The sequence below is a fragment of the Mycobacterium sp. NGS11 genome (genome assembly GCF_059813315.1).
Map to the genome: position 1 here is coordinate 90,360 of NZ_JCALEJ010000014.1, position 13,193 is coordinate 103,552.

Annotated in this window: 11 protein-coding genes; 7 read left to right on the forward strand and 4 right to left on the reverse strand. The window is 66.7% G+C overall.

What is annotated here, in order from left to right; translation table 11 throughout:
* Positions 1-98: 98 nt before the first annotated feature.
* The 4 genes from AC5Y4T_RS16990 to AC5Y4T_RS17005 form a co-directional block, all read right to left on the reverse strand.
* The gene (locus AC5Y4T_RS16990; protein ID WP_499954415.1) at positions 99-746 is read right to left on the reverse strand and encodes a nitroreductase family protein; all 648 of its coding nucleotides are present in this window, start codon (positions 744-746) and stop codon (positions 99-101) included.
* The gene (locus AC5Y4T_RS16995; RefSeq protein WP_499954419.1) at positions 746-1,867 is read right to left on the reverse strand and encodes an acyl-CoA dehydrogenase family protein; all 1,122 of its coding nucleotides are present in this window, start codon (positions 1,865-1,867) and stop codon (positions 746-748) included. Before AC5Y4T_RS16995 ends, AC5Y4T_RS16990 begins: the two co-directional genes overlap by 1 nt.
* Complete coding sequence (locus AC5Y4T_RS17000) at positions 1,864-3,006, reverse strand: acyl-CoA dehydrogenase family protein (protein ID WP_499954421.1); 1,143 nt, start codon at positions 3,004-3,006, stop codon at positions 1,864-1,866. Before AC5Y4T_RS17000 ends, AC5Y4T_RS16995 begins: the two co-directional genes overlap by 4 nt.
* An 84-nt stretch (positions 3,007-3,090) precedes the next feature.
* Positions 3,091-4,065 carry an SDR family NAD(P)-dependent oxidoreductase gene (locus tag AC5Y4T_RS17005; protein WP_499954423.1) on the reverse strand — a complete coding sequence of 325 codons (975 nt, stop codon included), beginning with the start codon at positions 4,063-4,065 and terminating at the stop codon, positions 3,091-3,093.
* Between the two features lie 121 nt (positions 4,066-4,186).
* Here AC5Y4T_RS17005 and AC5Y4T_RS17010 point away from each other — a divergent pair, with 121 nt between their 5' ends.
* From AC5Y4T_RS17010 to AC5Y4T_RS17040, 7 genes are all read left to right on the forward strand, one after another.
* On the forward strand, positions 4,187-5,911 hold the full coding sequence (locus tag AC5Y4T_RS17010; protein WP_499954482.1) for a nitric oxide reductase activation protein NorD: 1,725 nt from the start codon (positions 4,187-4,189) through the stop codon (positions 5,909-5,911).
* Between the two features lie 55 nt (positions 5,912-5,966).
* Positions 5,967-6,824 (forward strand): CbbQ/NirQ/NorQ/GpvN family protein, encoded by an 858-nt coding sequence (locus tag AC5Y4T_RS17015; protein ID WP_499954425.1) that lies wholly within the window; start codon positions 5,967-5,969, stop codon positions 6,822-6,824.
* A gap of 85 nt (positions 6,825-6,909) precedes the next feature.
* Positions 6,910-8,028 (forward strand): ABC transporter substrate-binding protein, encoded by a 1,119-nt coding sequence (locus AC5Y4T_RS17020; protein WP_499954427.1) that lies wholly within the window; start codon positions 6,910-6,912, stop codon positions 8,026-8,028.
* Positions 8,029-8,031: 3 nt separating this feature from the next.
* Positions 8,032-9,186 carry a spirocyclase AveC family protein gene (locus AC5Y4T_RS17025; protein ID WP_499954429.1) on the forward strand — a complete coding sequence of 385 codons (1,155 nt, stop codon included), beginning with the start codon at positions 8,032-8,034 and terminating at the stop codon, positions 9,184-9,186.
* The gene (locus AC5Y4T_RS17030; protein ID WP_499954431.1) at positions 9,179-10,189 is read left to right on the forward strand and encodes an SDR family oxidoreductase; all 1,011 of its coding nucleotides are present in this window, start codon (positions 9,179-9,181) and stop codon (positions 10,187-10,189) included. The genes AC5Y4T_RS17025 and AC5Y4T_RS17030 overlap by 8 nt, the downstream gene beginning before the upstream one ends.
* A gap of 10 nt (positions 10,190-10,199) precedes the next feature.
* Positions 10,200-11,417 carry a cytochrome P450 gene (locus AC5Y4T_RS17035; protein WP_499950563.1) on the forward strand — a complete coding sequence of 406 codons (1,218 nt, stop codon included), beginning with the start codon at positions 10,200-10,202 and terminating at the stop codon, positions 11,415-11,417.
* A gap of 91 nt (positions 11,418-11,508) precedes the next feature.
* Entirely contained in the window at positions 11,509-12,993 is a 1,485-nt protein-coding gene (locus AC5Y4T_RS17040; RefSeq protein WP_499954433.1) for an aldehyde dehydrogenase family protein, read from the forward strand.
* Positions 12,994-13,193 lie beyond the last annotated feature (200 nt).

Below are 13,193 nucleotides of genomic sequence, written 5' to 3' on the forward strand. Positions count from 1 at the left end.
GCATTCGCGTTCGTCCTCTCTAGCCGAACCAAATCTTTGTTAGAGGCTATCAGACTGCGCGCGTTGAACGCCCTGCACAAAGCCGTGAAAGCCCCATTCTAGAGCGGTGGGCCATCCCAGCGGTCGCGCGCGACCACTTCCTCGAGCGGCCGCCGGCGCGCCGGTGAAAACCTGCGGCCCGACCGCAGGCGGCCCACTGGCAGGAGGCAGCCCTGAACGTAGGTCGGCGGGATGCCGAGCAGGTTCCGGATTTCCGCTTCGTGATGCAGATGCAAGGTGGTGATGCACGTCCCGTATCCCCTGGTGTGCAGGGCCAGCTGGAAATTCCACACCGGCGGGAAGATGGAGCCGTACAACGTTGCCAAATGAAACGATTCATCGCCCTCGATGCGAGGCAAATACGGTTCATAGCAAGGGATTACCAGCAGCGGCACGCTCGCCATATTCTCGACCAACCACTCCGTCGACGACATCACCCTGCTCTCCGGAGTTCCCGCGGGCATGAGGTCGGCGATTAGCTGTCCACCTACCCGTAGCAGGTAGGCCTGGTGATACAACCCGGCGATTTCGGTGCGCAGCGCCGGATCCGAGATCACCAGCCAGCGCCATGCCTGGGCATTCGACCCGTTCGCCGCCTGCAGGGCGATGCGCAGGCAGTCGCGGATGTCGTCGAGGTCGACCGGCGCGTTGAGGTCGAGCGATTTGCGCGCCGACGGCGTCGCGGTGAGCAGGTAGTCGATCTCCATCAGGCCCCGCCTCTCTTGGCAAGGCGCGCACCGAGTTCGGTGAGGTAACCATCGGGACCGCCGAGAAACGCACTCCAGCTCAGCAGGCGCTTGAGGTACAGGTGGGCATCGTGCTCCCACGTGTAGCCGATCCCACCGAACACCTGGATGGCGGTGTCGGCCACGGTGGCCAGCCGTCCCGCGAACGCCTTGGCCCGCAGCGCGGCGAGATGGCGCTCTTCGCCCTGTTGGCTATCCGCTTCGGGGTATGCGTCGCTGGCCCACAACGCGTGGATCACACCGCTGCGGGCCAACTCGACCGTCTCGAACATGTCCACACACAAATGCTGGACGGCCTGGAAGGAGCCGATCGTCTGACCGAATTGCGTTCTGCTTTTCGCATATTCGACGGCGAGGTCCATTACGGCGCGCGCGGCGCCGAGCGCATCGGCCGCGGCGGCGATCAGCACGTCGTCGATCACCGCCGCTTGGTCGTGCGCGGACGCCGCGGCCAGTCGTTGTGCGGGTGCGGAGTCGAACGTGACGCGGAAGTGCTTACGGGTGGGGTCGATGCCGTGCTCCGCGGTGACCGAAAGCCCGGACGAGCCGGCCCGCACCGCGAAAAGCGCAGTGTCGTCGGCGTCTTCGGCGACCACGAGCAGAACATCGGCGGCCGCGGCGTCGGGCACCGCGGCGATCTCACCGCGCAACCCGATGGCGTCATCGCGTCGGCTCGCGACGATCGAGGCGTTCGCCGAATCCGGGAAGCAAACGGTGGCCACCGTGCTGCCGTCGGCGATGCCGCGCAGTAACTTCGGTGCGATGTCGTTGTCCCCGAGCCGGGTCAGCGCCCGCGCGGCGGCCACCGCGGTCGACAACCAAGGGCCCGGATGCAGCGCGGCGCCCAGCTCCTCGGCGACGATGCCCGCCTCGACCATCGTCATGCCGGCGCCGCCGTACTCCTCCAGCACCAGCAGCCCGGTGGCACCGAGATCGGCAAGACCGCGCCAGACCGCCTCGTCCGTTCCGGCCGGATCGCCCAGCAGCGGACGGACATGTTGCGAAATCGATGCCTTGTCAGCGAGAAAGCGCCGCGTGGTGTCGCGCAGCGCCACCTGCTCGTCGGTGAGTTCGAGGTTCATTTGCGCGGCAGCCCCAGCACTCGTTGCGCGGTGATGTTCTTGTTGATCTGCGTGGTACCGCCCGCGATGGTCAGCGACCGCGACGTCAGGCGATAGTTCGCCCATGGCGCGCCGGCACCCTGGGTGCCCAGGGCGTCGAAGGCCAGAGCGGCCAGGTCCTGGCCGATCTCGCCCCACACGGTCTTTGCGAGGCTTGCCGAGCCGAACGCGTCACCACCATGCAGCGTCGCCGAGATCGACCGCTGACACAGGACCTCGAGATACTTGATGCGGACCACGATTTCGCCGAGGCGCCGCAGCTTCACCGGATCGCTCAGGGCGCCGGCGCCGGCGAGGTCGTGGACCAGCTCTTCGAGCCGGGCCTGCATCTCGGCGTACAGCCTTGCGGCCCCGGCGCGCTCGTGGCTGAGCGTCGTGGTGGCCACCTGCCAGCCCGCGTTGAGCGGACCCAGCAACGCGTCAGCCGGCACCCGCACGTCGTGAAAGAAGACCTCGGCGAAGTCGGCGTCACCGTTGAGTGTGACCAGCGGGCGGACCTCGATGCCCGGTAGCGTCATGTCCACGATCAGGCAGGAGATCCCCTTGTGCTTGGGCGCGTCGGGATCGGTGCGCACGTAGAGCTGACACCAGTCGGCCCGATGCCCAAGGGAAGTCCAGATCTTCTGGCCGTTGACGACGAAGTCGTCACCGTCTCGCACGGCGCGGGTGCGCAGCGCCGCGAGATCGGACCCCGCCTCGGGCTCCGACATGCCCTGGCACCAGATGTCGTCGGCGCGCATCATGCGGGGGAGCAGGGTGAGCTTCTGCGACTCGGTGCCGTACTGCATGATCGCCGGGGCGATATTGTTGAGTCCAATCACGTTGAGCGGCATAGGAGCTCGAGCCCGGGTGGTCTCTTCGGTGTAGACCAGCTGCTCGAGCACCGTTGCGCCGCGTCCGCCGTATTCGGGGGGCCAAGACACTGCGGCCCATCCCGCGTCGGCCATCGTCGCGTTCCATGCGCGCAGCATCTCGAACGCGGCGTCGTCGCGGCCGGTCGGCCGGCGGGCCGCCACCAGCTCGTCGGTGAGGTTGCGCGACAGCCAGTCACGCAGCTCGCTGCGAAACTGTTCCACTTCCACCGGGTAGGAAAAGTCCACGTTCCTCTGTCTTCAGCGTCGTCTTCGGCGTCGGAAAGCCTTGTGGCCAAGCCGGACTTTACGGTTGAGCAGATCGTTGGTCAATCAACTCCCTCGGGGTTCGGGGAAGGCCACCTCGGCATTACCCGGCATCGGGCTGACACCGCGTCGATCACACACTTCGAGCACCTCGTCCACGATCGACGCGGGCACGATGAAATTCTCCGTCGAGGAGATCTGCTCGATATGCGCCTCGATGTCCTCGGCGGTTGGCCGGTTCTCGGCGTCGGCGAGCCAGCCTTCGGTGAGGCCGACGAACACCCGCGCATAGCGGCCGGCGGCCGCGGAATAGTTGCGGTGGGTGAACGTGCAGGCGGTGCTGGCCAAAAACGTCACCAGCGGCACGACGAGCTCCGGTCGGATCGCTTGCATGAAGCCGGATTCCGCGAGGAACTTCTCGTCACCGACCGTCTCGGTCACCATTCGTGAGAAGCCGGTGGGCATAACGGAATTGGCGAGTATCCCGTGCGGCTCGCCTTCGATGGCGATGACGTTCGTCAATCCGACCAGGCCGGCCTTGGCCGCCGCATAGTGGGCCTCCATCGGCTGGCCGAAGATCCCGGCGGACGACGAGATGAACACGAATCGTCCGCCCCCGTTGTTCTTCATCACGCGATATGCGGGCTGGGACAGGTGAAAGCCGCCGTCGAGGTGCACGCGCAGCATCCGCGTCCAGTCTGCGTACGAGAGGTCCTCGAAGGGCGCGCTGCCGAAAATGCCGGCATTGCTGACGACGGCGTCAAGGCGCCCGAATGCGTCCACCGCCGCATCGATGATCGCCTGACCGCCCGCGGCGTTGTCCACGGAGTCGTACGACGCGATCGCCGTGCCGCCGGCATTCTTGATCTCGTCGACCACGTCGTCGGCGACTTTTGAGTCAGAACCGTCGCCGCGCATCGAGCCGCCGAGGTCGTTGACCACCACCGCCGCACCCCGGCGGGCCAAGTCCAGCGCGTACAGCCGACCGAGCCCCCGACCGGCACCGGTTACCACCGCCACCTGGCCGGTGAAGTCAAGCATCGTGTGCTCCCGCTTCGTTGACTGCTGTGCAGCCGGACTTTACGGTGGAACAGATATTTGGTCAACAATCCGGAGGTTGAGCGTGGACGGCGCCCGTGCCGACCGGCCGCAGGTCCTGGGCATGCTCGCTTCCGCGCTGGCGGGCCAAGCCGTCGCGGTCGACGGGCTGTCACGGGGCGAACCGGCGTGGACAGATGGCCAGATCATCCACATTGATGCCGCCGCGGGCCCGCTCGCGCAACTGGAGGCCGTGGCGGTGCAAGCGTCGATGATTGCCGCCGGCAGCCTGGCGCCCGAAGTGGTGGGCACGCTGGTTCGGCACCGCAAGCTGGCAAGGCGCTACCTGGCGGTCGAAGGCCACCGGGCATTGGTCGCGAACGCACCATTGCTGCCAAGCGTTTTGGCGTCGCTGGGCGACCGCGACATCGCGGCTCGCAGCGCTTCGCCCCGCGCTTCCCTCGCCATCGCGGCCTCGCGGGACGCGCTCGACGACCCGGCGCCGGAGTTCGGCGTGATTCGTGCGGCCAAGGTCATTGCCGCGTGCGCCCGGGTGGCAAAACAAGACGACGCCGCGAAGCCCGAGCACGCGCCGCGAAGCAATGCCGCAACGGAACTGGAGGAACTCGACGACGGCGAGGTGGACGACTCCGACGATCCGGACCTGTTCACCAGTCCGGTCGGCGGGGGCGGATTCATCGGTAAGTGGCTGAAAAAGATGCTCTCGTCGGCGCGCAAGACCGGCCGTGGCGGCGGTCCGCCCGGTGCTGACACCCCGACCCACCGCACCCATTCCGGCAGGCGCGGCGCATACGCCGTCGCCTCGCTCGCCTCGACCACCGGCGACGACGATGCAGACGCCGACCACGAGGGGCGAACAGCCGCGGACGGTGTGCGGTATCCGGAATGGGACGTCGCGCGCAAGAACTATCGGCCGGCCTGGTGCACGGTGCGTGAGGTCGAGCCACAGATCAAGGGGTCGGCCACCCAGCCCATCGACGACGCCATCGGGGTGCGGCGGCCGCTGTCGCGGCTCGGCATGGGTCTGCACCGCCGCCACCGCCAGGTGCAGGGCGACGACATCGACATCGATGCCGCGGTGGAAGCCCGGGTCGAAGTGCGGGCCGGATCGGTGCCCGACGAGGCCGTGTATCTCGACAGCCTGCGGCGCCGGCGCGACCTCTCGGTGCTGCTCCTGCTCGACGTGTCGGGCTCGGCGGCCGAACCCGGAACAGTCGGGCGCACGGTGCATGAACACCAGCGCGCGGCGGCCGCCAACCTGACCGTGGCGTTGCACGATCTCGGTGACCGCGTCGCGCTGTACGCCTATTACTCGCAGGGCCGGCGCGCGGTGAGCATGGTGCCCGTCAAGCGGTTCGACGACCAGCTGAACGCCCAGGTCATCAGGCGACTCAATAGCCTTGAACCCGGCGCGTATTCGCGGCTGGGCGCGGCGATCCGCCATGGTTCGGCGACCCTGGAGGCGCGCGGCGGTACGTCACGGCGGCTGCTGGTGGTGCTGTCCGACGGGCTGGCCTACGACCACGGATACGAGCGGGCTTACGGTGCCGCGGATGCGCGCCGCGCGCTGAGCGAGGCCCGCCGCCGGGGGACCGGCTGCGTATGCCTGACGATCGGCGCCGGAACCGACGTGCAATCGCTGCGCCGGGTGTTCGGCAGCACCGCGCACGCGACGATCGCGCGACCCGATCAGCTCGCCGGTGTCATCGGGCCGCTGTTTCGCTCCGCACTGCGATCGGCGGAGGTTCGCCGCAGGGTGTCGGTGATGCCAAGTCGCAGAACGAAGTTGGCGCTCGGGGGCGTCGATGCCGCTCGGTGTGGTACTTGAAACAAACATCTGTTCCGGCTAGGCTCCAATCGCCGGAGGCAGCAGAAGGGAAGCTATGGCCAACGAATCCGGACTTGCTTACGTCAACGGCGGGACCCCCGAGGCGCAGACCGTACGGCCCTATTACCGAGCGGTCGGCAGCGAAGAGGCCGTTTTCAAGGCGGCCTACCGCCAGGGTCTGTCGCTGGTTCTGAAGGGCCCGACGGGGTGCGGCAAGACCCGATTCGTCGAGGCGATGGCGTACGACCTGGGCCGGCCGCTGATCACCGTCGCGTGTCATGACGACCTCACCACCGCGGACCTGGTCGGCCGGTATCTGCTGCGCGGCGACGAGACGGTGTGGGTGGACGGCCCGCTGACCCATGCGGTGCGTGAGGGAGCGATCTGCTACCTCGACGAAGTGGTGGAAGCCCGGCAGGACACGACCGTGGTGCTGCATCCGCTTTCCGACTATCGACGACAGCTGCCGATCGAGCGACTCGGCGTCACGCTGGACGCGGCACCCGGATTCGGCCTGGTCGTCTCCTACAACCCCGGCTATCAGAGCGTGCTGAAGGATCTGAAGGATTCGACACGGCAGCGGATGGTTGCCATCGAATTCGATTTCCCCGCAGCAGATCTCGAAGAAGGCATCGTCGCGCACGAGGCGGGTGTGGACGGGCCCACCGCGGCCGAACTGGTTCGTTTCGGGCAGGTCATCCGCCGGCTGGAAACCGGCGGGCTGCGCGAGGTCGCGTCGACGCGGGTGTTGATCGCCGCGGGCAGGCTGGTCGCCGAGGGCCTGAGCATGCGCGAGGCGGCCCGCGCCGCGATTGCGGGCCCGCTGACCGACGACGTCGCAGTGGGCAAGGCGCTGGGCGAAATGATCGAGATCTACCTGGCGCCGAGCGGGTCCGGCGGGCCCGACGATTGACGCTGCATATTGCCCCCGCTAGGGTCTGAACAAATATTAGGTTTTCGCATCGGCCCACGCAAAATCCAGTCACCCGGGAGGTCGGATGTCCTACGAGAGCAGCGCAGAGCCGATCAAGGTCGGCTATCTCATGGACTTCAAGCTTCCCCCGGGATTCCCCGAGGAGCTGTTCGCCTCCTTCACCCAGACCTTCGATCTCATCTTCGGACAGGCGGTCGAGCAGGGCCTGATGGATCGGTCCGTGCAGATGATCTATCGCGAGGTGGAGGGTCTGCCAAAGGGGTCGGTCAAGGCGGTGATCGATGCGTATGGCGAGCTCGTCGACGAGGGCTGCCTCGTCGTCTTCGGCCCGAACATCACCGATAACTGCGTGCCGTTGCGAGAAGCGATCGAGGAACGGTTCAAGGTCCCCGCGATCAGCGTGACCGGCACCGACGACTGGCTGGGCGAGTGGACGTTCTCGTTCCCGCAGGGATCGATGACCGACGAGCCGATCTTCCTGGCCGACCTGATCGCCAAACGAGGACTCGCCGAGATCGGGGTTCTGGTCGAGCAGAGCCTCATCGGCGAGAGCTATCTGAAGAACCTGCGAAGTGCCTGTCGGCGCAAGGGTATTCGCATCGTGGCGGAGGTTTCGATAGCCCAGACGGCCCAGGACATCAGCGCCGCGGTCCAGACGCTTCACGAGGCCAAGGCCGAGGCGATCGTCCACCTGGGATTCGGATTCGGAATCGTCTTCGTCAACCCGGCGCTCGAGGCCCTGGGATGGGACCCACCCCGTTTCACCACGACGGCGTGGCAGAACGCGTGGGTCAACCCGATCATGTGGCAGGCGTTCATGGGCTGGATCGGCGTCGACCAGTACGACGAGGCGAACCGGATCGGCCAGGACTTCCTCGACACCTATGCGGAAAAGTACGACGGCAGTCGCCCCGAGTTCTGCGTGACCGTGGTGAACCGCGACGTCGCCGCGACACTGGTGCGCGCGTTCACCGATGCCCATCCGCTGAGCCCGCGCGGCGTCAAAGAGGCCCTCGAGCGGGTGAAGATGATGCCCGCCGCGTCGGGCGCCCCCGGCACCCGGGTGTCGTTCGGCAAGTGGACGCGGCGGGCCTGGATGGGCGCCGGCTACCTGGTGGCACGCACCCTCGATGCCGACGGCGTCAACTCGCATCTGGTCGATCGCTTCGGGGAGGAAGGCTGACTCGTGAGCACGAACCCGTCTACCGAACAAACGACACCGCCTGCCGCACAGGAGGAACCGGCCGTCGCGCAGCGCAAAGACAAGCGCGGCTGGGGCGGTTGGATCGCCGGCGCGGCACTGGCCGCGTTCGCGCTCTTCTTCATCGCCAATTGCCGTGTGGCCCTTGACCCTCGCGTCGCAAACCCGAACGTGGTTGGTCGGCCCCGTCCGGTGAAATTCACGTTCGGGCTGGACTACATCGGGTTCCTGGATTGGGCCACGGTTGGGGCACTGATCCTGCTGTTGATCGTGTTCATCAGGGGCTGGCGCCGCAATCCGGGTAGCCCGGTGATGTTGATGTTCCTGTGTACCACGCTGATCGTGTGGCAGGACCCGATCATGAACTGGTCACCGTTCGCCGTCTACAACCCCGATCTCGTCCACTGGCCGGAATCCTGGCCGCTGGTGTCGTTGTCGCCGACGGTCGAACCATTCGTGGTCTTCGGCTACGTGATGTTCTATTTCGGGCCCTATTTCCCGGCGGTCTGGACCCTGCGCCGACTGCAGGCAAAGTACGGGCCCACGAGTTACGTGTCGCGGCATCCGCTGGTCAGCCTGGGCCTGATCACGCTGGTGATCGGATTCGTTTTCGATGCCTTCCTGGAAAACATCCTGGTGCACTGGGGCATGTACATCTACTCGCAGGTGATCCCGTGGGGATCGGTGTTCACCGGCACCACCTTCCAGTTCCCGCTGATCTGGGAGTCGTTCTCGGTGTGCTTCGTGATGGTGCCGGCCGCGATCCTGTGCTACCGCGACGACACCGGCAAGTCGGTGGCGGAAAAGCTTGCGGCGAAAGCGAAGTTGTTTCCGACGCGTCCGGTGCTGGGGACATTTTTGGTGATGTTCGTGATCATCAATGTGTCCTACTTCGCCTACGGTGGCTGGTTCTGGCTCATCAAGGTCAGTCACGCCGCCACTTCGGTGGCCTGCCCATGGCCATATCCGGAGGCGAAAGTGTATGACCCGCAGGGGTTTTACGAGAAGGAGGGCGCACAAGGGCCCTACTCCGTCGGCATCTGGTCCACGTGGGCGAGTGGGGAGCCCAACGGCCGACCGCACGTCCAACCGCCGCCGCCCGGTCAAGGAGCCTGTGCGGCCCAGGGCAAGAATGGCTGAGCCGCGCACGGTCGTCATCACCGGAGCGTCGCGCGGACTGGGCTTCGCCTCGGCGGTGCGGATGTACCGGGAGGGGTGGCGCGTGGTCGCGGCCATGCGGACGCCCGATCAAGGAATGCCGCTGCTGCGCGAGGCTATTCAGGAACAGGGGCTCGCGGCGCCTGACGACCGGTTGATCGGCGTCCAGCTCGACCTGACGGACAGCGCGTCAATCGCTCTGGCGGCCAAAACAATCGAAGAGACGGTGGGCGCGCCATACGCACTGGTGCACAACGCGGGAATCTCGGCCGCCGGCATGGTCGAGGAGACCGACATGGCGCTGTGGCAGCGCATGTTCGCCACCAGCGTCCTGGGTCCCGTCACGCTCACCCAGGCGCTGCTGCCGTCGATGCGGGCGGCCGGCCGGGGGCGCATCGTGCTGGTGTCCAGCGCGGCCGGGGTGCGGGGCCAGCCCGCCACCGCGCCGTACTCGGCGGCCAAGGGGGCCCTGGAGCGCTGGGGGGAGTCGATGGCGTGCGAGATCGCGCCGTTCGGTCTCGGTGTCACCGTCCTGGTGGCCGGCACGTATGACACCGAGATCATCACCGACGCCGGCACCACCGATGACCGAAACTTCAACGGCCCGTACGCCCGCCTGCACAACACCATGAACGGCCGCGGGCGGTTCGCGATGAAAATGGCACGGCCGCCGGAGCGGTTCACCGACGGCCTGCTCAAGGCGATCGAGGATCGGGGAGCATTCCGCCGCCGAGGCAACGGTCCGGACGCCTCGATGTTGCTGGTGGCCAACAGGATCCTGCCCGCGTCGGGCATGCACCACCTGTCGCGGATCGTGCTGGGCATACCCCGGCAAGGCGCGATGCGGGGCGGGGCGTGGCCGTTGACGACAAGTCAAAAGGCGATGGTCTTCGTCGCCCGTGTTCTTCCGCAGCCGGTACTGCAGCGGCTGGCCGCGGTGGCGGGGCGATTCTCGTCGCAACAGGGTGCGGCGCAAGGGGATTGAAGGGGCAACCATGGAACAACTTTTCGACGACCTGGCGGATTTCGGCGCCTTCGACGACGCGATATCCGGTGACGTGCGGGACCCGTACACCGAATTGGCGAGGCTGCGCCGCGAGGAACCGGTGCAGCGACTCGAGACGTCGGGCGCGCTTCCGCACGAGGAAGGGCTGCCGATGTTCATCGTGTACCGCCACGAAGACATCCAGCAGATGCTGCGCGACAACGAGACGTTCTCCTCGGCCGCGGTCATCGCCGCATTCGGGCCCGTGCTGGGTGAAGGCGTGATGCTCGGCATGGACGAGCCGATCCACGGCCGGTTGCGTTCGTTGGTGTCCAAGGCGTTCTCGCAGAAGTCATTGGCGCGCTGGCAGGACGAGTTGGTCGGCCGCGTGGCGAACGGCCTGATCGACAAGTTCGCGCCCAATGGCAAGGCCGATCTGGTCAAGGAATTCACCTTCGACTACCCGAGCCAGATCATCGCGGGGCTGCTGGGCTTGCCGGAAGAGGATTACCCACAGTTTCAGCGGTGGTCGATCTCGCTGCTGAGCTGGCTGATGAACCCCGAACGCGGGCTCGCGGCCTCGGCCGCCCTGTGCGACTACTTCGCGCCGATACTCGAGGCCCGCCGCGCCGAGCCGAAGGACGATCTGATCAGCGCCCTCGGCGCGGCCGAGATCGACGGGGAAAAGCTTGCGGACGAGGAGATCTTCTCGTTCCTTCGGCTGCTGCTGCCGGCGGGCGTCGAGACGACCTACCGCGCGCTCGGCAGCCTGCTTTTGGCGCTGTTGTCGGATCCGGCGCAGCTGGATGCGGTCCGCGCGGATCGATCGTTGCTGCCCCAGGCGATCGAGGAAGGCGTGCGCTGGGAGTCGCCGCTGTTGACCATCACCCGGGTGGCGACTCGCGACACCGAACTCGGAGGCGTGGCGATCCCGGCCGGGGCGACGGTGATGCCGATGCTCGGTTCGGCGAACCGCCAGGAGGATCGCTATCCCGATCCGAATACCTTCGACATCCACCGGGAGGCCCGGGCGCATCTGGGCTGGGGGCATGGCGTGCACGTGTGCCTCGGCATGCACCTGGCGCGGCTCGAAATGCGCACCGCCATCAACCTTCTGCTCGACCGGCTGCCGAATCTGCGCCTGGACCCCGATGCGGACGACCCCCACATCCGCGGCCAGGTCTTCCGGTCACCGACGTCGGTTCCGGTGCTGTTCGATCCGCGATGACCGGCCCGCTGAAGGGTGCAACTTGCCAATCGGCTAGTTTCCGGTAAGGCTCTCCGTAGCCCTTCTACCGAGTCAGAAGAGAGTGACAGATATGACTGAGGCTGTAAAGGTCCGCTTCGAGCCGAAGATGATGATCGACGGCAAGCTCGTCGAAGGCCAGGCCGGCACCTTCACCAACATCAACCCCGCGACCGAGGAGTCCCTGGGCGAGGTCTCGGACGCCTCGAAGGAGGACATGCACCGGGCCATCGACGCGGCCCGGCGCGCCTTCGACGAGACCGACTGGTCGACCAACAAGGAGCTGCGCAAGCGCTGCCTGCTGCAGCTGCACGAGGCCATCGAGTCCGAGATCGACGAGCTGCGCGAGGAGCTCATCCTCGAGGTCGGCGCGCCCCGCGCGATCACGTACGGGCCCCAGCTGGATGCGCCGCTGGCGGACGGCCTGAAATACCCCGCTCGGCTGATCGACTCGTACGCCTGGGAGACCGACCTCGGGGACCGGGTTATCAGCCTCACCGGCGCCAACACCACCATCAAGGTGTGGCGGGAGCCGGTCGGTGTGGTCGGCGCGATCGTGCCGTGGAACTTCCCGTTCGAGGTCACGCTCAACAAGCTCGGCCAGGCGTTGGGCAGCGGCAACACCGTGGTGCTCAAGCCCGCGCCGAACACACCGTTCAACGCGAACCGGCTGGGCCGGCTGATCGCCGAGAAGACCGACATCCCCGCCGGCGTCGTCAACGTCGTCACGGCCTCCGACCACTTCGTGGGTGAGGAGCTGACGCTGTCGCCCAAGGTCGACCTGATCTCGTTCACCGGCTCGACGGTGGTCGGCAAGCGGATCATGGAAAAGGGCGCCGCGACGATGAAGCGGCTGTTCCTCGAGCTCGGCGGCAAGTCGGCCACCATCGTCCTGGAGGACGCCGACTTCGCGACGGCCTGCATGGTCGGCATCGCGCCGTGCATGCACGCCGGCCAGGGTTGCGCCAACCCGACCCGGCTGCTGCTGCCGCGGTCCCGCTATGACGAAGGCGTGGAGATCCTCAAGAACATCTACGAGAACGTCACGTGCGGCGACCCGCAGGACCCCGCGACGCTGTGCGGGCCGGTGATCTCGCAGCGGCAGTACGAGCGGGTGACGGGCTACATCCAAAAGGGTGTCGACGAGGGTGCCACCGCGCTGGTCGGTGGCCCCGGCGCGGAAACCGGCTTCGACAAGGGATACTTCATCCGCCCAACGCTTTTCACCGACGTCGACAACAAGATGACCATCGCGCAAGAGGAGATCTTCGGCCCGGTGCTCTCGGTCATCCCGTTCGAGGACGAGGAGGACGCGATCAGGATCGCCAACGAGAGTGTGTACGGGTTGGCCGGCAACGTGTTCGCGGGTTCGCTAGAGCGCGCGCTGTCGGTGACCCGCCGGATCAAGGCCGGCTTCATGGGCGTCAACGGCGGCGCCGGCTACGCTGCCGACACGCCGTTCGGTGGCTACAAGGAGAGCGGCATCGGTCGCCAGAACGGTGTGGCCGGATTCGACCAGTACACCGAGATCAAGTCGGTCGCATACCCCGCCGGCTAGGAATCACTTTCGACGAGATTGCCGTCATGGTCGCGGTTTCGGACCCATCGCGACCGTGGCGGCAATTTCGGTTGAGTCGGGTGGCGGCGCCGAATCCCGTTCGCAATCTCGGACGGGGACCGGCCCTCCCACGGCACCCCGGGCTTCGCCCGCCCAACCCCTTGGTTGACAATCAACGGCAAGACTCCACTCTTTTCGAA